Below are 21,669 nucleotides of genomic sequence, written 5' to 3'. Positions count from 1 at the left end.
ACGGGAATAAAAATCCATATCGACCCGTGTTTAACTATATTCAGACGCATGAGTAAGGAAAATTTCGAGTATAAGAACGCAATGGAGCGCCTGGAAGCGATTCTTACGCGCATCGATAATTCGGAGATGGAAATCGACGAACTTGCGGAAAATGTTCAGGAAGCGACAACGCTCCTGAAAAAGTGCCGTCAGATCCTCTTGGATACAGAAAAGAGCGTGCAGACTGCGCTAGAAAGTCTGGATGGGGAGGCCGATGCCTAACCAGGAGGCGTCTTTCCTTGAAGGAGTCCCTGCCATTGAGGCAGATGGGCTTGCCGTTCGCTTCCCGGTGCGCGGGGGTGTGCTCGGCAAGGTGAAGGACTACTTTACCGCGGTCGACGGAGTGTCGTTCACTCTGTCGCAGGGAAAAATCCTGAGCGTGGTGGGCGAGTCGGGCTGCGGCAAGTCGACCCTCGTGAAGTCGCTGGTGGGGCTTGTGCCGCTTGCTTCGGGAAGCGTGAAACTTTTCGGTCGCGAGGTGCATGAAGGAAAGGTCGCCATGGATGGCGGCAAGGCGATGCGCGTCTGCGACTTGGTGCAGATGGTCTTTCAGGACCCGTTCAGCAGCCTGAACCCGCGACAGACAGTATCGGAAATCCTTACGGCTCCCCTGATGGCGCGGAAGGTTTCTTTTGAACAGGCTCAAAGGCGTGCGTGCGAGCTTCTGGAACGGGTGTCCATCCCGGTGGGGGCGATGGAAAAATTCCCGCACGAATTCTCGGGTGGACAACGCCAGAGACTCTGTATTGCGCGCAGCCTGATGGTCTCGCCTAAGATTCTGCTCTGCGACGAGGTGACGAGCGCGCTGGATGTGTCTGTCCAGGCGCAGATCCTGCATTTGCTCGACGACCTGAGGAGAGACCTTGGCCTCAGCATCCTCTTTATCAGCCATGACATGCAAGTTGTGCGCGCCATCTCGGACGATGTGCTGGTGATGTACTTCGGGAAGGTGGTGGAACGCGGAGTTGCCGACGAAGTGCTGACGAATCCGCAGCACGATTATACGAAAAAACTGCTTTCGTGCGTTCCTACTATAAGAAATTAGGGAGGGCGCCTATGGGGCTGGCCCTCCCTAAGATTCGTCCCTAGTGGCCGCGCTTGCTTCCCTAGTGGCCGCGCTTGCACTTGATGCCGATGGTCTTGACCATCCGTTCCTGGTTCGTTTCGAACTTGTCGTAGGCGAATTCCTCCACATAGACTGCCTTGCAGTCAAAGAACTTTTCTTCGTACACGGGCTTCATGTCGGAGGAATAGTGGATGATGACCATGCGGAAGCTCTTGAGGTACTCGTTCTTGATGCAGGTGGTGACGAGGTAGTCCTCGAACTCGTCGAAGGATACTTCTACGATGGTAAAAACGTCGCTTGTGTTTTCTTTGAGAAACTTGATCTTTCTGCAGCGAGCTGATAGGTTGTTTGCAAGGTCGTCGAATTCTTCTTCCTTGCCTTGAGGGACGTTCTCGAACGTAATCTTTACGTTGAACAGGTAGGACTTGGCCAATTCGGGAAGATCTTGTCTATGCATAAATACCGTCCTTTGTTCAGAATCATAAGACAATATAAACACAAAAAGCGACGGGGTCAAGTGCCCCGTGCATTTTGGGACAGAACGAGGGGTCTACTTGAAGATGGCGGTGTAGGTGGCGCCGTCTTCGTTGACAATAAATCGCGTGGCTGCGGTCTCTCCGTCGCTCCATCCGGTAAATACGGAGCCGTTTGTCGGGGTCGCAGTGATAAGCATCCCGATGCCCGCGAAGAACTTGCCCGCATAGGTGGGGGCGGGTGCCGGTCGGCCTTCTACAGAGATGTAGCCGCTGCCGCTAACGTTCAGGTTCACGGTCACCATGCCGGAGAGCCCGAATTCTTTTTTGTACTCGTCGACGACGTTCCCGTTACGGATCATAGACCATTCCTTGAGGCAGGAACCCGTTTTGCTGAATCCCTTGCCGCAGGCGTTTTCGTAGTACATTTCGTTCTGCTTGAATTTCTTCAGGTCGCGAGTCATTTCGGCCGTGTCGATGGTTGCCGTCATCGCGTCGACAACGCGCGTCACGTTATCGCCGTTCGCGTTGTTCTGGAACATCATGGCGGAGCGGTTCAGGAATACGCGCTGGAATTCCGGGTTCTGGATGAGCTGGATGTACAGGTTCGCAAAGCAACCTTCGTCCTTGCAGGGCTTGTTGCCGCCACCCTTCTTTATCCACGGGAACATCTCGTTGTTCTGGTTGAACTCGCCTCCGTTCACGCCCCACATCCAGTCGAATCCGTGGTCGAGGTCGTAGACCATGAACTTCCACGGCTGCTCAGGGCTCTTCCAGGCGCGGACGTTGTTGTTCGGCCAGTCGCCGTTGTGGATGTAGATTTCGGCCGCCATGTAGTCGGCGAAGTTGCCGACGTCCATGAGAGTCTTCACCATCTCGTAGTTCTTGTTGCCTTCGCCGCTGAAGTCGTTCTGCGCCACAAAACTCAGGAGCGTCTTGTATTCGTCGACAGATCCGTTGCTTGCGGTGACATCGTGGCCCAGGTGCTTTACCATCGTGACCGTGTTCGCGTCGATGCCGTAGTTTGTTTCTACGTAATGCTTGTTGAAGCGTTCGCGCATGTCGTGGATGCCGTAGTAGCGTCCGTTGTAGAACACCACCACCTGACGGCTACGCTGGTAGTCGACTCCGCTGCCTTCGAGGATTGCTCCACCCATCGCGTCGCCGATGTAGTCGCTCACGAAGCGGTTTCCGTTGTTTCTCAGGTTGAATCCGCGGAACTTGCTGTTGATGTCCTTGCGGGTTTCGAACAGCGGGTAGTTGATCTTGCCGTCCTGGTATTCTTCGCGCATCACGACGGCGACGGATTTTTTGTCCTTGAGCCTGCTGTAACCGCCCATGATGGAAATGCCTGCGTCGACTTCCCATGCGGGTGCTGTGGACTTGCTGCCGTCGGGGAAGTATTCTACATGCACGGGGTATTCTTTTTCTTCGAAGAGTCCTGCGGGGGCGCTCTTAGGAGAATCCGCGTTGGTCTTGATGTAGCTCTCCTTGAAAAAAACGGAATCGACGCTGACAGCGACGACCGGCATGCGCACGTTTTCGCCGATAAAGAATGTCTTGGTGATGACGCTCGTGGTGAGTGCTCCGGGCTGGAACGCGGCGCAGCGGAGAACCGTATTTGCCGAGATGGCCTTGGGCGCGTTGAATTCGGGTGACGCTTCGGTCGGCTTGGAGCCGTTCTGTGTGCAACGGACTGTCGTGCCTTCCGGTACGGCGGGCGGGTCGAGCGTGATTTCGCTAGGGTAGAAACCTGCACTCTTGGTGCCGAAGTCGAATGCGGGAGCGAGGGTTGCGTATGCGCCTGCTTCGTTGTTTGCCGCTTCGGGGGTCGCTGTTGCGAAATACATAAGACTGCCATCGGTAACCTTGCCATAGCTGATGCCGGGCATGAGTTCCGGGTAGGGGAGGCTGTCGTGGATGGCGTTGTGGTTGTCGATGATGTAGAGCGTCCCGCCCTTCTTGTCGAGTTTCCAGTTCGTGTGCGTGCGTGCGTGGAGTACGTGGCCTTCGTCGTCGACTCCATCTACCAAACCTTCGATATTGGAGATGTCCTTTTTGTCGAGGAATACGGTACGGTAGGTGCCTGCGGGAACGGTCTCGTTGCGGAATACCCATTTTTGCGGGTTCGCGAGATTCTCGACGAGTGAGTAACCCTTGAGGTTTATGTCCTTGTTGCTTGAGTTGTAGATTTCGACCCAGGCGGGGTCATCGCCTTCGTGGTCGAGCCACGAGAGGTTGAGCGCAGATATCTCGGTAAGGGAAAGAATCGGGTTGTCCGAGACGTGGAGTTCTTCCTTGGGGATAGGAATATCTTCGCCCTTTGCCGAGGAAGGGTTGTCGGAACAACCTTGAAGTGCGAGCCCAAGCCCGAAGGCGAGCGTCGCGGGGACAATCTTTTGCGTAAAGAAACTGTCAAACATCTTGTACACCATACCGTATTTTAAGTATGCAACCAAACCCATCTTAAATTTAAAATCAAAAAAAGCAAAGCGATTAAACCTTCACTTTTTTTTACAACGAATGTGCGTTTTTATACGCTAAAATACTGCGAAATGCCCGAAAATGCCGAGTTTTGGACGTGTTTGGCGGTTGAAGTGTCCGAAAAAGCCGAAATTGGGGATTAAAAGGCAAATTATTTTATGGTTTAATCCCCATTTTGATAGCTTGTTTGTAAGCTTTTGCTCGAAAAAAGGGACAGATGGGGATTAAAAGCTGCTTTTTGGGCAATTTAATCCCCATTGGAGAGTGAAAAAGGAGGGGCGGAGGTCACTTTTGAAGAAAAATGAGTTAATTTGTTCTGAAAATTGGGGATTGAACGAGAACTTTTGCGAGGTTTAATCCCCCAATTTCGCGAAAAATGTGTTTTTGTCTGCGAAAATTACACTGTGCGGGCATTCTTACACCGCACAGGCATTCTCGCGCCAGATTTACTTGCCTGCGCCGGCGATGGCCCCGAGGGCCTCTTCCATGTACTTGCCGAGGAGCTTCGAGATGGCCTCTGCCACAAGGCGGGGTTCGCGACTGCTCACGGATTGCCTTTCGTCAAAACGCTTTTCCCAGAGGGGAGCGTCGCTGTCGGGTTTCTGGAGCGTAAGCTTGAGGGAAAGGCGTGCATACTGGTTGCTGCCTTCGTCGATTTCCTCGATGGCGTCGATGTGGCCCAGGAGTTCAAAATCGGGTTTGCCCGAGGCGCGGGTATCGACCGATGCGAAAAGCCCGCTTTTCACGATGTATTCTGCGGCGACCTGCGCCACCATTTGCTCGGGGCGAGATGCCCACAGGTCCAGGTCGTAGAACATGAAGTCGTAAGCGGATTCGCGGTAGACGATGTTGTTCCTCTGGTAGGCCTGGTCGATGGTGAACTTGCGCACCTGCAGGCGGCCGCTGGCATCGCCTGCGGCCGGCATGTCGATGTTTTCGACGGCGAGCGTGAAGTAGCGGGTGGGTTCGCTCGTGCTTCCGCCAAAGCATGCGGTAAGCGTCATGGCTGCAAGTGCCGCGGTTAAAAATGCAAACGTAAACTTCTTCATGCTCTCTCCTTATTTGCGGCGGGTCTTCGCGGGTTCGCGGATGAGCGCGGAGGGGTTGTTCTTGATTTTCTGGCTGAACTCTTCGAGGTTCTCGAGTACGGCGTTCAGTTCCACGATGGCGTCCCCCACCTGGTCCTGGTTCTTGTAGACCATGCCGTCGAGCCGCTTCGAGAGCTGGCTGATGGATTCCATCGCCTTCGTCAAATTCTCGTTCATCGCCTTCGTGTCGATGGCGTCGAGTTTCTGCTTCAGAATGTCGAGGTCTTCGCCCGCCTTTGCGGCAATCTTCGCTTCCTCGATTTCACCCATCACGCGGTGCATCGATTCGGCGGACTTGGAAATGTTCTCGATGGGCTTTGCCATGCCCTGCGTGACGCGGCTCAGGTTCGCCGTCATGGTCTCGAAATTCTTGATGGCCTTGCTCAGGTTCTCCGCATTTTCGGCCGAGAGCAGCGTGTTGATGTTAACGAGTACGGAATCCACGTGCGCGACGATGTTGCCCGCCTGGTTCGTGATGTGGTCGAAGTGCGAGACTTCCGCCGGCACGAGCCCTCCTTCGGGCACATTCGGTTCGGCGAACGAGCCGCCCGAGAGTACCACCTGCTTTTCGCCGGTGAGGTTCATGCCCGCCGTCATGCCCGCGCGGGTGCCAATCTTGATGGGCGTGCCGTGCGTGACCTTGAAGGCGACCACGACTTCGTTCAGGTTTTCTTCGTTTATCGTGATGCGCGTGACGCTACCCACGTCGATGCCGTTCAGCTTGACCTTTGCGTCAACAAAGAGCCCGTTCACCGAGGTGTCAAAGATGGTGTAGTAGTTGTCGTACTGTTCGCTCAGGTAGCGCTTGAGCACATAGCCCAGGAATACGCAGATGAGTATTCCGCACAGCAGCATGAACGCGCCAAGTTTAATTCTTTCGGATCGGGTGGTTTCCATCGTTTCTCCGAATCAATCTATAAAATTAAAGTGGTAGAGTCCTTCGGAGTATTCCTCCTTGGGGCACTGCCGGTTGAAAAAGTGGCGTAACGTGGGGTCGTCGGACTCCATGCCTTCTTGCAGCGTGGCGTCCTTGAGCACGTAGCCGTCCTTGAGGTACACAAAACGGTCGCAGATAATCTTGATGCTCTCGAGTTCGTGGCTCACGATGACCATCGATACCTTGAGCGTGTCGCGCAGTTCGAGCAAAAGTTCGTCGAGGGAGCGGGCCGTCACCGGGTCGAGGCCAGTAGAAGGTTCGTCGCAAAAGAGCAGTTCCGGCTTGAGCGCGATGGCGCGGGCGAGGGCTGCGCGCTTTTTCATGCCGCCCGAAATTTCGCCCGGGTACTTGTGGAAGGCGTGCAGCAGGTGCACCTTCTCCAGGCGGTCGGCCACGATGGCTTCCATCTGGCTCTTGGGCATGTAGGGCATGCTGCGCTTGAGCGGCAACATTGCATTCTCGGCGATGGTCAGGTCGGCAATGAGGGCCCCGCTCTGGAAGAGCACGCCCGTGCGCATGCGTGTCTCGCTGTCGAGCCCTTCCTTGGGCCCGAAGGTCTTGCCGAAGTAGGTTATGGTACCCGCGTCGGACTTGATGAACTTCAGGATGTTGTTCAGGAGCGTCGATTTACCGCAGCCCGAACTCCCGAGCACCATGCGGATTTCGCCGCGCTTCACCCCGAAGGAAATATCCTTCAATATGGACTCGCGCCCGTAACTTGCCTTCAGGTGGTCTACTTTCAGGATTTCTTCCATTGCTGCTCCCTAGTAGAATATGAAGGCGAAGAGGGTGTCGGCGAGCACGATGCAGCAAATAGCGGCGACCACGCTCGATGTGGTTGCCTTGCCCACGGCTTCTGCGCCGCCGTGCGCGTTCAGGCCCTTGTTGCAGGCGATGAGCGTGACGATCCAGCCGAAAACGAGCGCTTTGATGCTGCTCTTTAGGAACGTGATGGGGGCGATACCGTCGCGGATGCCCATCATGTAGTTGGAAAACGAAATGTCGCAGAAGAAGTACGCGATGAGGAACCCCGAGAAGCACCCGAAAATGGAGGCGCAGAACGAGAGGATGGGCGTGGCGACGCTCATGGCGATAAAGCGCGGCACCACCAGGTACTGCACCGGCGGGATAGCCATCGACTTGATAGCCTTGACTTCTTCGCACACGCTCATGTTTGCGATTTCGGCGGCGACGGCACTGCCGGAGCGGCCTGCGAGGATGATGGTCGTGAGGAGCGGGCCGATTTCTGCGAAAATGAGGAAACCGAGACCCGAGGCGAGGTAGGAACCGCCGCCCACCGCGTTCAGCATGATGGAACTCTGGAGCGCCATCGTAAGGCAGATGAGGGCGACCATCAAGAAGCATATTCCCATGGCTTCGCTCCCGAGCTTGAACATCTGCTTCGCGACGCCGCCGAAGTGGATCTTGCCCTTGTCGAACGGCCCGAAGATGGTCCAGTAGATGGACATAAACAGGAGCGTGAGAACCTCGAAGGATTCCTTCAGCACGGCGAATCCGATGCCGCCGAGCATTTCGAGAACGTTGCTCGTGCCCTTCGCGGGCCTTGCGGGCGGTTCCATCTTGCGGAGTGCCGAAAGGTGCGCCTTGATGTCGGCGTTGAAGTGGGCGAGGGTGAGCGCGTTGCCCGTCTTTTCGGAAAGTTCGGCGAGGAGCGCAAAAAAAGCGTCGCCGCTGTAGTCCATGCTTGCGAGATTGCTGCCGTCAAGGCACAGCGCTCCGCTACGGAGTTGCCTTGTGCAATTCCTGAGCAGGTCTTTGCTGTTCGCCGTCGTGAGCGTATCTGGCAAGAGAATGGTTGTCATGGTACAATTTTGGGCGAAATATAGAAAAATGAACCAAAAAAGGCCCGCTTTTGACCATTAAGGGGATAGCGGGCGTGTTTTGCCGACAAAGAGTCGTTGTTGCGGGCTAAAAATGGTTGCAAAATTTGATTTTTGCGGTGAAAATGAAAGGTTTTGCCCCGTTTCTTCGTCTTTTTTGGGCTTTTATCCTCAAATTCGATTTTTTGCACTTGTACCGGGCCATTCGTTTGAATTATTTTACAAGAATTTCTGTTGACTTGGCGAAAGTTTCAAAATAAATTATTGCTGATGAATTTGTCTTGGATTGTACGATGAAAAGAAATATTCCGTTTTTAGTTTTGGGATTTTTGCTTACCGCCTGTAGCAATTCCGTTGATCCGTCGGATAGCGTAGTGGGGACAATAAGTGTCGCTCAGGAACACGAAGAGACCGGCGTCAACATTCTTACAAGCCCCATCGTGAGTGATCCTGCGAACGACCCCTATTCTGTCGAGAACATGAGCAAGGCCATGCGCAATCGCGTCCTGGCGAAAAGGGCTGCGGATACAGCTGATGTAGAGCAAATGAGCCTAGAGCCCAACTACCTCTATGTTCGTTTTCTTGCCGATGGTAAAAGGGGGGCTGCGGAACTTAAGAAATACGACTCATCGCTTGTCCTTTTCAAGCACCCTCTAGACTACAAACACATCCGTAAGCCGGTGGTCTATATCGACCCGACTCTCCCCGATTCGATTATTCCGTTGTTTGCTACTGTCCCTGTTGACTACAAGTTCGGGCCCACGAAATATGAAGTCATCAAGGAACTGTTCCTTGTCGAGCCGTTGGACGGCGATTGTGAAGATGATGAATGCGTTGAAGAGACTGATTCGGCGACCACGGAAAGAGCGCTTTTGAAAAAAGCTGCTCGCAAATCCAGCGGTTCTACGCTTGAAAAACTTGCGGACATGGGCATATCCCTCCATGAAGTGCAGTGGGAATCGATGACAATGACGGGTTATATTGAAGAACGGGCAAAATTGCGGAAACGTGAAATCGGAGAGTTGCCAGCTGCGGCATGGTCTCTGCTTGGTGGCGGGAAAAAGCATGGCGGTCAACTGAAATTTAAGGATGACTCGTTAGGGGTCCAACCGCTTGAAGGGGTTCGTGTTACGGGTGGATACTCTTATTATTGGCGAGAAGCGCACACCGATGCTGAAGGGAAATTCAAGATTCCAGAAAAATGGAATTTCGACATCGACTATGAAGCGAACTTTGATGCCGAGGATTTCTTGCTGGAAGATGGTCATTCGGGTTATGGGGAGGATCTTGAGATAGAGAAAAACGACATGAGTGGTGACTGGAAGGAAACATTTACAGGTAATAAGGCCAAGTGGTGCGTTGTATGGACCGCGGCATATCAGTACTGGTACGGAGAAAGATACGGTTTGAAAAAGCCTAGAACAAATACAGCAAGCAACATGAGCATGGACATTATTGTTTATTATGAAAATAAAGAGGATTATATGGAGGATGTCAAATGCACGGGCGAAACAATTGGATGTACACAAACGAATCCATCTTTTTTTCACGATGATAAAATTTCCGTTTTGGCGTATGGATTTGATTCCAAAATAATCTATAGAACAACAATTCACGAATCATCGCATATATCTCAATATACGAATCAGAAGAAGGGTACATATTCTGATTTAAAAACCATTTATCTGGAAACTTATGCAAGGGGTATAGAGATGTTCTTCGCCAAGGAACGATATGGGAATCCAGGCGTTTACTTTTCTACTAAAGACAAAAAGAATATACCTAGTTATTTTCATGACTATACAGGATTAGTCGCTGATTTGATTGATGATACAAAGTCTACGGCAGATTTAAAACGAGGTATAGACAATGTATCGGGATTCAATATCAAGGATGTTGAAACGGCCTTCTTTAACTCAAATTCAATGAGTTCTCTAAAAAAATATCTTAAAGAAAAGTTTCCTTCTGGGAAGGGCGGGAGAAAATATACTGACAGCGACATGGATGAACTATTTGAATATTGGGAAAAATTATAGGTCTGCTATGAAAAAAATAATACTTCTATTTTCTTTCTTAATGATGGCGTGTTCTTCCGAATGCATTGATTGCGGAGGACAAGTTGTCCATCAGTTAAATGGCATAACAAACATTTCCGGCTTCGATGTGAAAGTTGTTTTTTTTGCAGAAGATACGATAACGGCGAATATTAACGCAAATGAAGATTATTTGTATGTAGAAGAAAATCGAGAAAAGAATATTCCTTCCTATGAATGTGGCCTTTTTGTTGATGGCTGTGATTCTTCACCGATAAACGTAACATTGATTTTTTTGACAGAACCGCAGAAATGCATCGATTTCAAAGGGAATGTAGAGGATAAAACCAAAGATTTGCGAACAATAGAAGCATATAAAGAAACTGGAGAGGGGCTTACAATTGGGGCTCTTGTGAAGTTTTATCAGTTTTATATCACCCCTGAAATGTACGAGCAGGCTGAACCCTGCGAATAGGTTTCAAAAAAGAATTATATTGTTGTGCTTTAAAACGGCTTTTTGCCTTTGCGCAGGGCTGTTTTTCTATCTTTATGCCCGATGTCCCGCAATTTCTACAAACCTGGCAAGCCGCGCAGGCCGGGCCACAAGCGCCCTGCGTCTGCTCGCCCCGCACATTCTGCGCCCGCCCGCGAGGTGTTCGAAGTCCGCATCGAAAAGATGGTGCAGGGCGGCGAGGGTATGGCGCGCCTGCCTGATGGCCGCGTGTGCTTTGTCGCGGGCGCGTTGCCGGGCGAACTCTGCAAGGTGGCGGTGACGTTCACGAAAAAGGATTTTGCCCGCGGACATGTCGTGGAAGTCCTGGAAGGGGCTAATCCCGACCGTGTGGAAGCGCGCTGCCCGCTGTATGGCAAGTGCGGCGGGTGCAGCTTGCAGCACCTGGATAGCGAGAAACAGGCGGAATACCTGGCTCAAGTCGAGCGCGAGAACTTCCGGCGCATTGCCCGCATAGAGTTGCCCGAAAGCTTTACGGTGCATACGGGCCCCGCGTGGGGGTACCGCAACCGCGCCCGAGTCGTGGTGGTTTGCGACCAGGCAGGCGACAAGCCGATTGTGCGTTTCGGGTTCCGCAAGCAGGAAAGCAACAGCGTGGCGCTGTTCAAAAACTGCCCTGTATTGACGCCCGCATTGAACGATTTTTTGCAGGGACGCGCCCGCGAGATTTTTGCAGGCAAGTTCCGCCTCGGCCGCGAGATGGAAGTAAACCTTTTCGATAACGGTGCTGGCGAAATCTCGTACTATTACGAAGGTATGCCTGCCCGCGAATTCAGCGAGAATGCGGTAAGCGTCGCCGAAATTTGCGGGAAGAAAATCGAGGCCGATGCGAGCGTGTTCTTCCAGAGCAACCTTGCGCTTTTGCCCGCGCTGGTACAAGCTGTGCGCGATGCCGTAGACGAGGGCCTTGCAAGCGGCGAATCGAGCGACGAATGGCTTATCGACCTCTTCAGCGGGGTTGGGTTCTTCGCCGCGATGCTCATGGACAAGTTCAAGCGCGTGACGACCGTGGAACGCGAAGAAAAATGCCTTAAGCACGCAGAAGTTAATTTGTCTGCATCTCGCGACAATAAAGTCGAAAACGTTTCCGCCCCGGCCGAGGAATGGTTGGCGCAGAACGTGGTGGATATCCCCGCGACGCTCATCGTAGACCCGCCCCGCACGGGCCTCCCGAAAGAGGCTCTCGATGCCATAGCGAATTCTTCGGTGAACCGCCTGATTTACGTGTCTTGCCACCCGGTCACATTGGCCCGCGATACGGCCCTCCTTGCCGAAAAAGGCTTTAAAATCCGCCGTGCGGAGGCTTTTGCCTTCTATCCGCAGACTCCCCACCTCGAAATGATGCTCGTTCTTGCCCGCTGATTTGTTTTCCAGGGCGTTTTTTGCTACCTTGTTAGGTAGACATTTGTCTCAATGGGAGGCTTAAGAATGAGAAAACTGATTTTGCTTGCTGTGGTTGCCTTTGGCGCGCTCCTTGCCGCCTGTTCCACTGAAGAAGCGAAGATTGTTTGCGGTCGTGAGTGGAACCCGGCGAACCAGGTGGTTGTTGATACGACCAGCGAGTTCGAACTTATCAATCCGATGATTGTCCAGTTCCGCTACGGCACCGGCTTCGATTTCCCTGCCTTGAAGATAACCTTCTACGAAGGTACAGAAAAGAGCAAAGGAAAGGAAATCTGGCACTACGAGACCAAGGTGAACGAGAAAGTGAGCGTCTACACGCTGCAGGGACATTCCAAGCGCGGTGGACTGATGACGGCTGCAGAACTCACGCGTCATAAGGCTCCGGGGTCGATTCTTATCGAAGCTACTGCTGGCGATAGGCTCCTCGCGTTTAAGGAAGTGACGCTCGTAAAGAACAAAGTGAAATAATTTGGATGTTTTGATGCTTAGAGAAAAACATTTCGCCTCTATTGGGGTGCTTGCCGCTTTTTGTGCCTTGCCGTTTGCCCTTGCCGGGTGCGGCGAATCTGAGGTTACGCTCAACTACAAGCTTGCACAGCCTGTAGATGTGGAGGTCTATACCGAAAGCTACTTCGCGACGATTGACCTGAAGGGCGAAGAGCAGATGGGCACGATTACCGCCGCCTATGTGGACCTGAACTACTCTACTGCGGGCGATACCACGAAGGTGCAGCGCCTGTACCGCTTGAACAATTCCCGCGGCTACCTCAAGAACTTCATGCCCTCCGAACTTGCATGGCGCGTGAAGGAGGTGAACCTTGCTGCCGTGGACCGCGAAGTGACGAGCATTACGGGCCTCGATGACGGTTACGACACGCTTCTCGCGCACATCCCGATGCCCGAACGCTGGCGCAAGCAGCTCTTGAACCCGGATTACAAGCCTCACCTGCGCCGCCTCGAAAAGCATCGCTGGGAAATGGACCACCTGCTTACGGGTTCAGTGCCCGTGAAGGCGAACATCACGCAGATGCTCAAGGACCAGGGACGCCTGAATTTTGCGCTCATCAAGATTGATTCCGTTGTCACGAAGGGCTTCGAGAACCGCGACCACCGCCGTTGCCTGGATTACAAGGTCTACCTGCACGAGACGGAAAGCTTCCCGTACTACATCTGGGAGCAGCACGTGAACAGCAATATCGTACCCGAAAAGTTCAAGGCGTACACGGCCGGTCTCAAGGCGGAATATGATACCGAATTCGAAATCATGATTGACCCCACGACGGGAATCCCGTGCCAGGAACGCGAAGTGAAGGTGGGGACGCACTACATGGTGCACCCGGTCACGAAGGACACGGTTACCTTCAAAAGCAACATCACGCACGAACGCCTCTTCAACATCAAGCGCGCGGAAAAGGAATAGCCCATGCGCGCTTGCTTCCGTATAATCATAGCCCTGTCCGCCGTATCCCTTGCGGCTGTCCTTTCGGGATGCACGACGCACCCGTCGCCGCAGCAGACGATGGTCGACGACCGTTACATGATGTACAAGGAGACCTATAAGGCCTACAAGGAAGCGGAAGAGCGTTACCTGAACATCCTCTTCAACATCGAGCGAATGCCCGAGGAGGAGGAACTGTGGATCATGAAGCGAGACCAGATGCAGGAACTCTTGCAGCTTCGCGAACTCATGCTGCAGGCTCGCGGTGAATTCGACGACTCCATGAAGGAGTGGGAGACGCACTTGATGGAGCTGCAGGCCGAGGTGAAGGCTTCGCAGGTAAAACAGTACAACCCGAATTTCAGGGGCCGCGATGCCCAGCGCACGAGCCCCGGACAGTTGCTTCCAGGCGAAGTCCCGAACAGACGATAGTGTCCGGGCGATAATCATCCCATGAACCTTTCGAAATCATATCAGGAGCTTTCTCGTGCGAGCATCGGACGGATCCTTGTGATGGACGGGGATTACGTGGCGTCGTTCGGGACGCAATCGCTTACGGAACAGGATTTCCGCGGCAACGAGTTTGCTGATCATCCTGTGTCGCTTGAAGGCAATTTCGAGGTCCTGTGTCTTACGGCTCCGGCCCGTGTGAAAGAAATGCACCGGGCCTATCTTGAGTCGGGAGTTGACCTTGTCCGCACGGTTACGCGAAACGCGAATGCCCATGGCCAGGCGGAATATCGCTTGGACAAGATGACCTATGACATCGCGAATGCGGGTGCGGAACTCGCGCGTCAGGCGGTGAAAGAATACAACGACGATATTCTCAACTCTCGCGCAGGAAAGCTGGGCCAGGTTCCCGAACGCAAGTTCGTTGTGGGCTGCATGGGTGCGTCGGCACGGCGGGCTCCTTTCCGGGATCTGGTGGATTGCTACGGCGAACAAGCCAGGGGACTTCTGGATGGTGGCGCGGATGTCCTGATGCTTGAGAATATATCGAATTCGCTCGATGCGAAGGCCGCCCTGTATGCGGTCCTTAAGATTTGCAACGAACGCGGTATGCTCTATCCAATTATTGTTTCGGCATTGGTGTCTGATTCCGGTGCGCACCTAGCATCGGGGCTGGGCGTAGGGGCGTTGCGGCATAGCGTCAGTAGTTTCCCGATATTTGGCCTTGGGGTGGAGTGTGCTTCCGAGGTTTCCGATATATTGCCCAGCCTCCGGGATTTCTCGCTCGCGTCGGTGCGTGTAAGTGCTTTCGTTGATTTTGAGAGACTGTGCGCCGGGGTCGCGGCAAACGCTTTGGAAAGGGTTCTTGCCGAAGAAATGTGGAAGTTGGCCGATTCCCGTGTCGTCAACATTGTCGGTGGCGGTCGTGGATCTTCTCCGGCCAGGGTGAAAACGGTCGTAAAGGCGCTCCGGGGATGCCGGCCCCGCAAGATTCCAGCTCGCAGTTACAGCACGCTTCTGAGCGGTCTTGACGCCCTGGATGTCTCGAAGCAAAATGACGTGGTTGTCATCGGGAAACAGTCTTGCGATGCCAAGGTTATTGCGGTAGATGTCGATGTGGATGAGAAAGAGGCCAAGAAAATCATGGAATCGCAGCTGGACGGCTTGCTGCTGCAAGATGAATCCGCGCGGTTGCCGGTCATGGTCAGTTCGGAAAGGTGGGATGCCCTTGTCGCAGGTATGGAATGTGTGCTTGGAAAGGGGATTGCAAGATCGGTCAGCCTTCGAGAAGGGGAAGAAGTGTTCCTCTACAAGGCCGAGGAAATTCGCAAGCATGGCTTTGCCGCCGTGTTCCGAGCCGAGGATGAGGAAGGCGAGGCGACTACGTTCGAGCGTCAGTCTGCCATTATGGAACGGATGTATCGCCTGCTTATCGGTAAACTTGCTTTCCATGCCGAGGATGTCCTTTTCGAACCGAACGTCCCCGCTTCGGATATAGATTTGGCCTCGGGAATAGAGACCTTCTTTAGAATCTGCAAGTTCGTGAAGGTGAACCTGCCGTATGCGCATATCCTTTGCGACATAAGCAAGATTGGCCGCTTGTTTGAAGGCGACGATAGCTTGCGGGGCGTGTTCCACTCCGTGTTTTTGCACCATGCGCGCAAGGCGGGACTGGATTTCGTGTTGGTGGATTCCAAGCTGGAACCCGCATACGACGAAATACCTTATAGGCTTTGTTGCCTCGTCGAGAATCTGATGTTCAACCGCGAAAGCGATGCCATGGAAAAATTGCGCGAGTTCGTGGTTGCTTCGAGAAAGTGACCCTGCTGCAGGCGACCAGCCTATTGCCAGGTGTTTATAAATCCCATTCCGATAGCAAACTTTATTTTTGTGGGCGATGCCGCGTCGGGCAATAGCGGGATGTCGATGGGTTTGATCTTCCTGCTTTCGCTTCTGCCATTTTCGTCGCCGATGCGGCTGAGGGCGCGGGCGAACGTGAGCGAGATGTCGAGCGGGACGCTGTAGAAAATCCTGTTGCTCAGGCGCAGCGAGAACCCTACGGAACGGTCCCAGAAATCGTGGTCGGTAAACTTGTCGGAGTCGAACCATTTGGAATTCCAGGCGGCGCCGATCTGCGCGAAAGCATCGATATAGAAATCGCGAGTCTCGAAAATCCAGAAACCCTTGCGCCAGTCGTCGTAGAACGGGAATAGGTAGTGGAGCTCGGCCATGGCGGTCTTGGTGCCTGCGCGCGTGTAGTTTTCGGAACTGCGCAGGTAGGGGTAGCCTTCGAGCAAGATGGGACTGTAGTAGTAGGAGTCGAGCGTGTCTACTTTTGCTCCGCTGGAATCCTTCGAGTCGGTGTCCCAGCTGAATATGCCGCCGACCTTTGCTCCCGCGGCGAGGCGTGCCCCGGTGAGCGGGCTCTGGATGCTCCCGTAGAGGCTCAGGCCGAACTCGTGGATGTTGAAATTCCTGTACTTGGGCTTTGCCTGTCCGCTCTCGGTGACGTAGAAACTTTCGGCGAATGTTCCCGGACGGAACAGGTCGCTGTTGGAATACTGGTACGAGATGACGGCCCCGTCGCCCTGGCCACTGATGCCCGTGCCGTCCTCGCCTTCGCTGTCGCCGTAGATGCCGAATAGAGCCATCGCGCTGAACCGCTTCTGGTAGGTCCATGCGAAGTTGTCTTCGTAGAGGTTGAAATCGGCCCAGTCGTAACCTGCGGCAATTTGAAGCGTGTCGATGCTCTTGAACGGGCTGTAGCCTGCCGTTGCCACAAGCGCCTGCATCGGGACGGCGTAGTTGCTGATGCCGAGGCTGTCCCCGTCGTGGGCACGAACGTCTTCGTAGCGCACGGTGTCCCTGCTCGTGTAGTTCGCATAGGAATAGGATAATCCGAAGTCGATGGGCGTGCTCCTGTTTTCCCATGCGACGAAGAACTCCTTTTCCTGCTTGGGGTTGATTCCGCCCGAATTGATGTAGTCGATTCCGTTGCCGATTTCGAGCAGGAGGCCGACTTGCACCGTGTTCTTCTTGAGCGGGTCCGCGATGATGGCGGCAAGCCCGATCTTTGCCTTGAGTTGTCCTTCTCCGAATACGGTGAGGTCGGGGGCGTTCTCGTTGAACGAGAGCATCGGGATGAACAGCGGGACTGTCGGGATGGGTTTGTAGTCGCGCTCGGTGCCGGCGAATTCGCGGCTTTCTAGTTCGATATGCTTCTCGATGCGCGGGAGGGGCGAGCCCTTGAGCACGATTTCGCTCGGGGCGGGCCTCTGCGTGATTGTGTATGTCGTGTCGTAGAACCTGATGACGCTATCGCCCTTTGTAGGCATCGGAATCTTTGTACAGGTTGTATCACCCTGAATCCGTGCATAAGCAATTGAATCTATTGTGTAGCTAGTAGAGTCTGTACATCTCCATATTGAATCGGTAACGATGTTTTCAGGCATCGTGTGAACAGGAAGTCTTATGCAACTGCTGTCACTCTGGGATCTGAACGTGGCGATAGAGTCCCTTATGATTTTTTCAAGGGAATCGTTTACACACGCCCATCTAATGACGGTGTTTGCCGACATCCTCTCTTCGTCTTCCACGATGTTCATCGTCGTGTCGTTTATCATCGCAATAGGAGTATACTGGAGCTTGTAGAGCGAGAACCCGTCCTTGTCGTACTGCGTAAAGTAGAGCGTGTCGCCTGCGAGTACCGGGGTGAATGCACCGCCGACCACGTTCGTGAGCGGGCGTTCGTTCCCGGTGTCGATGTTTTTCTCGATGAGGTTGAAGATTCCGTTCCTGTTGCTCGCGAACACGATCTTGCTGTCGTCAATCCAGTTCACGTCGCGCTCGTCGTAGCCCTCGGTGCTCACGACCTTCATATTCTTGCCGTCAGCGTCTATCACGGCGATACCGCGATGCACGTCGTCAAAGAAACTGAAGGCGATTCGCTTGCCGTCGGGACTGTATTTGGGGCTGTAGATGTTGTAGTACCTGAACTTCGCGTCGGGCACATAGATGTCAATGGGGTCTTCTGCCGTGTATTCGCTGAAGTCTGCGGTGAAGGGAACCTTGCTCAGCACGAAGCGCGTGCTGTAGGGTTCGCGCCGCACGAAGGCGACTTCGTTCCCCTTGGGGCTGAATGCCGGGTAGACCGCGTCCACGAGGTGGGTGAGGTTCAGCTTGTTCTTGTTCGTGTCGCTCACCGCGATGTCGAAGTGAGCGTGTCCGTCCTTGTCGCGGTTCTGGAATGTCACGTATGCGAGAATCGGGCCTTTTTCCGGGGCGTCGTACACGTCGATGCCCTTGTCGAACCAGGGCTTCTTTGCGCGGAATCCGCTCTTCGCGTAGTCGCCTATATCGATGGTCGAGTCGCTTTCTTCTTCCTCGATGGAAATCATTCCGATTTCTACGCCGTCAATTTTATTACTGTCACTCTGGAGCGCAGCGATAGAGTCCGCGGAGGCCTCTTCCTTCGTCATCCCCGTGGAGGCGGGGATCTTGTTTGCAGTACTGTCCTTGACTTCTGCGCTATCTTTCGTCTCTTTCAGCGGCATCTTGAAAACCGCACCGTCGAACCACGGTCCGCCGAAATTCGATACGCCGTAGAGGTGCTTGCCCGCGACTACGGGGAAGTCCTGCCAGAAGGCGTCTGCGGTAATCTTCGTGCCCTCGACGAGAGGCCCGAGGGAATCCTTCTGCGCCTTGTACGCCTCGGTGATTTCCTTTTTCCACGCTTCGTAGAGTTCCTTCTCGCTGATGCCGAGAACCTTCTTGAGCGCCCCGTCGAGCGTCACGCGGTAGGGTTTCGAAAGTTCCGTCCAGATTTTCGGGACAGCGTCTTCGCCGTAGTGTTCCGCGATGTAGCGTACAAGCGAGAACCCCTGCGTGTAGGGCCCGAGTTCCGCAAAAAGCGAGTTGTCCGAAAAGTCGTGCATGTATTCGAGCGGGAGCAGGCTATCGTTGAGGGCCGCGACGCGCAACAGCATGTCGCGGTGGCAGTCCCAGGCGTCAAAGCCCATGCGGCTCGATTCGAACTGCGCCGTGCCCTCGGCAAACCAGAGCGGCTGCAGCGTGAAGGGGATGAACGTCGCGAAGTCGCTCGTGATGCGTTCGTTGTAGTAGTCGGTGTAACTGAGCTGCACGCCGTAGATGCTCGGCTTGACCTTGCTCCCGTTCTCGATGCTCACCAGGTGGCTGAATTCGTGCGTGATGACGTCGGCGAGCCAGCCGTGGCTGCTACGGACCTTGAAATCCCAGTTGGTGAGCCACAGGTTTACCGCGTTCTCGCTCGGGACGGCGCTGCCGTTGCTGTAGAGTGCGTTGTTGAGCACCGCGTTCACGCGGCCCGGCAAGTCCTTCTTGTAGCGGCCTACCACCGAATCGTAGACCGCTTCTGCGTATGCGGAGAGTGCGGAAGCGTGCTCTGTGTATTCCTGCGGGTAGATGAACTGGAAATGCTTCGTGTCTGCGGTCTTCCACTTGATGTCGCTCTGGTTGCCGTAGAAGCCGGCCGCAAAGGCAGAACCCGCAAGCAGCAATGTGCCTGCAAGTGTAGCCGCAGCCATAGCGCGGATTTTTTTCGCGTCGAAGAACATTGTTCTATAAATTTAGGAAATTCGCGCTTGAAAACCCAATTGGGGGGTGTTCCTTCTCGTTCCCTGACGAAAAAAAGGTCGCGCGGTTGCCCGCGCGACCTATGTGTTAGGAGGAGAACTTTGTATTTCGATTAGAGGCCGTAGGCTTCCTTCATGCCTTCGATGAGCTTGGTGCCCTTCGGGCTTGCGCCTTCGGATTCGAACAGGGCGAAGCCGCCGGTGTATCCCCAGTGAGTGAGCGGAATTTCAAGCGTGTCGCTGATATCCCTCATGGCGGCCATGTAGTTCAGGACGGACTGCTTGTCGCTTGCCGGCCTGTAGGCGCCGAATTCGTTGATGATGACCGGCACGTTGTTCTTCACGGCCCATTCCTTTGCGGGGAGGATGAGTTTGAGGATGGCTTCCTTGCTTGCGTTCTTGTAGTAGTTCTTCACGGCATCTGCGACCCACTTTACGGTCTTGGTCGAACCGGTGGAAATGACGCCGAAGTCAGCGCTGTATTCGGACCACTTTTCCTTATCGTAGGGGAACATCAGGTTCTTGATGGTCTTGGTGTCGGACCAGTCGGCACCCTGGTGTGTGAACACGAACGGTTCGTAGGTGTGTATTGCGTAGACAACGTTGTCGTCATTGAGCTTTTCGCCTGCGGCGAGGTGCTTGATGGCGTACCATTCGGCATCACCGAAGATGATGGTGTGCTTCGTGTCGACCGTGCGGATGGAGTCGATGTCTTCCTGGGCGGCAACGCGCCAAGTTGCAGAAGAAACCTTGCCGTTGCTCATGTCGGGTTCGTTCAGGAGCTCGAAGAAGATATCTTCACGGTCGTTGCTTGCGAAGTGGGCTGCCACGTGCTTCCACACGTTTGCCATCATTTTGGTGTAGTTGGGATTCGCGGCGCTTGTGGCGTTGTAGCTGTTGTCATATTCGTGGTAGTCGATAACGAAGGACATGCCGTGCTTGCCGGTCCATTCGACGAAGGAGTCGAGGACGGCGAAGAGGTTTTTGTCGTCGAACTTGAGTTCGGTCTTGCCGGTGGTGTCGGCCACGAATTCGTCGCGGTTGGTGGCGTACTTGTCGAGGTCGATGGGCAGACGCAGCGACTTGATTCCGTTGTCGGCCATGAGCTTGATATCGGATTCGTCGAACTTGAATTCGCCCTTGAAGTAGGTCTTGTCTTCTTCAAGCCAGTTGGTGATGTTGAGACCCTTGTTGAGGTACTTCATGACCTTGGCCTGGAGCGGGTTCGAAATCTTGATGTCGCCGATGGTCACTTCCGGAATTTCGGGGTCCATGATGGTCATGTCGGGCTTGTCCTTTTCGACTTCGCTCGTGTCCTGCAGGTAGACGTTGTCGATGAGCACGGAGTCAATCTTGCCGTTGCCCTTGGCCTGGAAACTGATCTTTTCAATGTTTGCCGCATTGAATTCGACCTTTTCGCCCCAGCCGCCCTGTGCGAGATCCTTGAAGCGGATGACAGCCTTGGTCCAGACTCGGGATGCCTTGACCTTTGCGAGGTGGACGTCGTAGTCCGTCACGTCGGAAGTTTCCACGTGGATTTCGTGGGCGCCGCCCTTGTACCAGTAGGTGATTCCGCCGAAGCGGCTGTAGTCAATTTCGGGATCGAGTTCGACGCCCCAGCCTACGTACGGGTCCCACAGGTATTCGCCCTTGTCGAGGGAGTAGTACACAGCCCAGACATAGTTTGTTCCGTTGTCGGACTTTCTGGCAACCGGGTAGCCTTCTTCGCCAATGGGAGTCTTGATTTCGGATGCACCGTCACCGTCGGCACCGCCGTTGTTGTCGTTGTAGGTGTACCAGTAGAATTCACCCTGCAGCGAGCCGTTGTTGCCGTCTTCAAAGTCGTCAATGGTGAGGCCCTTGCCGGTGTCCTTCGGAATTTCGATGGAGGCGACGATGTCAGCGGCCTCTTCGGGCATCACGACCTTGCTCACATTCTCAGTGCCTTGCGGAATGCTGTCTGCCGGGATCGAGTCTGTCGGGATGGAGTCTGTCGGGATAGAATCCGTGGGAACATCCAGGGAATCGGTCGGCACGCCGTTTTCGGGGTCCTTGTTGGAAGGATTGCTGGAGGAGTCGTCGCCGCAGGCGCTCATGAAGAAGAGTGCGGCCGCGGAAAGGGTAAGACCAGTTTTGAGTTTGAAATTCATCGTTTCCTCGTTTTGGGTTTTGTGCAATCTAAAACTACATCGGTATGGAGCGAAAAAAAAGGATTTCGGTATAGTTTGCGTTTACGAGGGTAAACTATGCACGGTCCTGATTTCTCTTTTCTACGCTAATATATATAATGGGA

17 protein-coding genes are annotated in these 21,669 nt (G+C 53.9%); 9 read left to right on the top strand and 8 right to left on the bottom strand.

Annotated elements, in window-relative coordinates; genetic code table 11:
- The first annotated feature begins 48 nt into the window (after positions 1-48).
- Both xseB and B2310_RS09645 read left to right on the top strand, forming a co-directional pair.
- Positions 49-261, top strand: a complete 213-nt coding sequence (gene xseB / locus B2310_RS09650) for an exodeoxyribonuclease VII small subunit (RefSeq protein WP_173365988.1) — start codon at positions 49-51, stop codon at positions 259-261.
- On the top strand, positions 254-1,084 hold the full coding sequence (locus tag B2310_RS09645; RefSeq protein ID WP_173382288.1) for an ATP-binding cassette domain-containing protein: 831 nt from the start codon (positions 254-256) through the stop codon (positions 1,082-1,084). Before xseB ends, B2310_RS09645 begins: the two co-directional genes overlap by 8 nt.
- Before the next feature lie 61 nt (positions 1,085-1,145).
- Here the strand turns inward: B2310_RS09645 and B2310_RS09640 are convergent, their stop codons facing one another.
- From B2310_RS09640 to B2310_RS09615, 6 genes are all read right to left on the bottom strand, one after another.
- Entirely contained in the window at positions 1,146-1,562 is a 417-nt protein-coding gene (locus B2310_RS09640) for a hypothetical protein (protein WP_290730936.1), read from the bottom strand.
- A gap of 93 nt (positions 1,563-1,655) precedes the next feature.
- Positions 1,656-4,037 (bottom strand): CotH kinase family protein, encoded by a 2,382-nt coding sequence (locus B2310_RS09635; protein ID WP_290730933.1) that lies wholly within the window; start codon positions 4,035-4,037, stop codon positions 1,656-1,658.
- Between the two features lie 471 nt (positions 4,038-4,508).
- Positions 4,509-5,111, bottom strand: a complete 603-nt coding sequence (locus B2310_RS09630) for an ABC-type transport auxiliary lipoprotein family protein (RefSeq protein ID WP_290722626.1) — start codon at positions 5,109-5,111, stop codon at positions 4,509-4,511.
- A 9-nt stretch (positions 5,112-5,120) separates the two neighbouring features.
- Positions 5,121-6,047, bottom strand: coding sequence for an MlaD family protein (locus tag B2310_RS09625; protein ID WP_290730930.1), 927 nt, complete (start codon positions 6,045-6,047; stop codon positions 5,121-5,123).
- A 12-nt stretch (positions 6,048-6,059) separates the two neighbouring features.
- Positions 6,060-6,842: an ABC transporter ATP-binding protein gene (locus tag B2310_RS09620; RefSeq protein ID WP_073114629.1), complete on the bottom strand. Its 783-nt coding sequence runs from the start codon at positions 6,840-6,842 to the stop codon at positions 6,060-6,062.
- Between the two features lie 9 nt (positions 6,843-6,851).
- Positions 6,852-7,910 carry an MlaE family ABC transporter permease gene (locus B2310_RS09615; RefSeq protein WP_290730925.1) on the bottom strand — a complete coding sequence of 353 codons (1,059 nt, stop codon included), beginning with the start codon at positions 7,908-7,910 and terminating at the stop codon, positions 6,852-6,854.
- A 311-nt stretch (positions 7,911-8,221) separates the two neighbouring features.
- On the opposite strand from B2310_RS09615, the gene B2310_RS09610 reads away from it, so the two are divergent.
- The 7 genes from B2310_RS09610 to B2310_RS09580 all read left to right on the top strand — a co-directional run bounded on the left by B2310_RS09610 (position 8,222) and on the right by B2310_RS09580 (position 15,585).
- The gene (locus B2310_RS09610; protein WP_290730922.1) at positions 8,222-9,964 is read left to right on the top strand and encodes a hypothetical protein; all 1,743 of its coding nucleotides are present in this window, start codon (positions 8,222-8,224) and stop codon (positions 9,962-9,964) included.
- 7 nt (positions 9,965-9,971) lie between these two features.
- Positions 9,972-10,436 carry a hypothetical protein gene (locus B2310_RS09605; RefSeq protein ID WP_290730919.1) on the top strand — a complete coding sequence of 155 codons (465 nt, stop codon included), beginning with the start codon at positions 9,972-9,974 and terminating at the stop codon, positions 10,434-10,436.
- Positions 10,437-10,517: 81 nt separating this feature from the next.
- On the top strand, positions 10,518-11,834 hold the full coding sequence (locus tag B2310_RS09600; RefSeq protein WP_290730916.1) for a class I SAM-dependent RNA methyltransferase: 1,317 nt from the start codon (positions 10,518-10,520) through the stop codon (positions 11,832-11,834).
- Between the two features lie 66 nt (positions 11,835-11,900).
- Positions 11,901-12,344, top strand: a complete 444-nt coding sequence (locus tag B2310_RS09595) for a hypothetical protein (protein ID WP_173382295.1) — start codon at positions 11,901-11,903, stop codon at positions 12,342-12,344.
- Positions 12,345-12,357: 13 nt separating this feature from the next.
- Entirely contained in the window at positions 12,358-13,296 is a 939-nt protein-coding gene (locus tag B2310_RS09590; RefSeq protein ID WP_290730914.1) for a hypothetical protein, read from the top strand.
- A 3-nt stretch (positions 13,297-13,299) separates the two neighbouring features.
- The gene (locus tag B2310_RS09585; RefSeq protein WP_173365978.1) at positions 13,300-13,746 is read left to right on the top strand and encodes a hypothetical protein; all 447 of its coding nucleotides are present in this window, start codon (positions 13,300-13,302) and stop codon (positions 13,744-13,746) included.
- 21 nt (positions 13,747-13,767) lie between these two features.
- Complete coding sequence (locus tag B2310_RS09580; RefSeq protein ID WP_290730911.1) at positions 13,768-15,585, top strand: homocysteine S-methyltransferase family protein; 1,818 nt, start codon at positions 13,768-13,770, stop codon at positions 15,583-15,585.
- 20 nt (positions 15,586-15,605) lie between these two features.
- Here B2310_RS09580 and B2310_RS09575 read toward each other — a convergent pair whose 3' ends face one another.
- Both B2310_RS09575 and B2310_RS09570 read right to left on the bottom strand, forming a co-directional pair.
- Positions 15,606-19,358 (bottom strand): hypothetical protein, encoded by a 3,753-nt coding sequence (locus B2310_RS09575; RefSeq protein ID WP_290730909.1) that lies wholly within the window; start codon positions 19,356-19,358, stop codon positions 15,606-15,608.
- Positions 19,359-19,489: 131 nt separating this feature from the next.
- A complete protein-coding gene (locus B2310_RS09570) occupies positions 19,490-21,526 on the bottom strand; it encodes a cellulase family glycosylhydrolase (protein ID WP_349679647.1) in 2,037 nt (678 codons plus the stop codon).
- Between the last annotated feature and the right edge of the window lie 143 nt (positions 21,527-21,669).

This window comes from Fibrobacter sp. UBA3629 (assembly GCF_002374005.1).
GTDB lineage: Bacteria > Fibrobacterota > Fibrobacteria > Fibrobacterales > Fibrobacteraceae > Fibrobacter.
The sequence above is the reverse complement of the archived record's forward strand: the minus strand, read 5'-3'. Positions and strand labels throughout refer to the sequence as shown.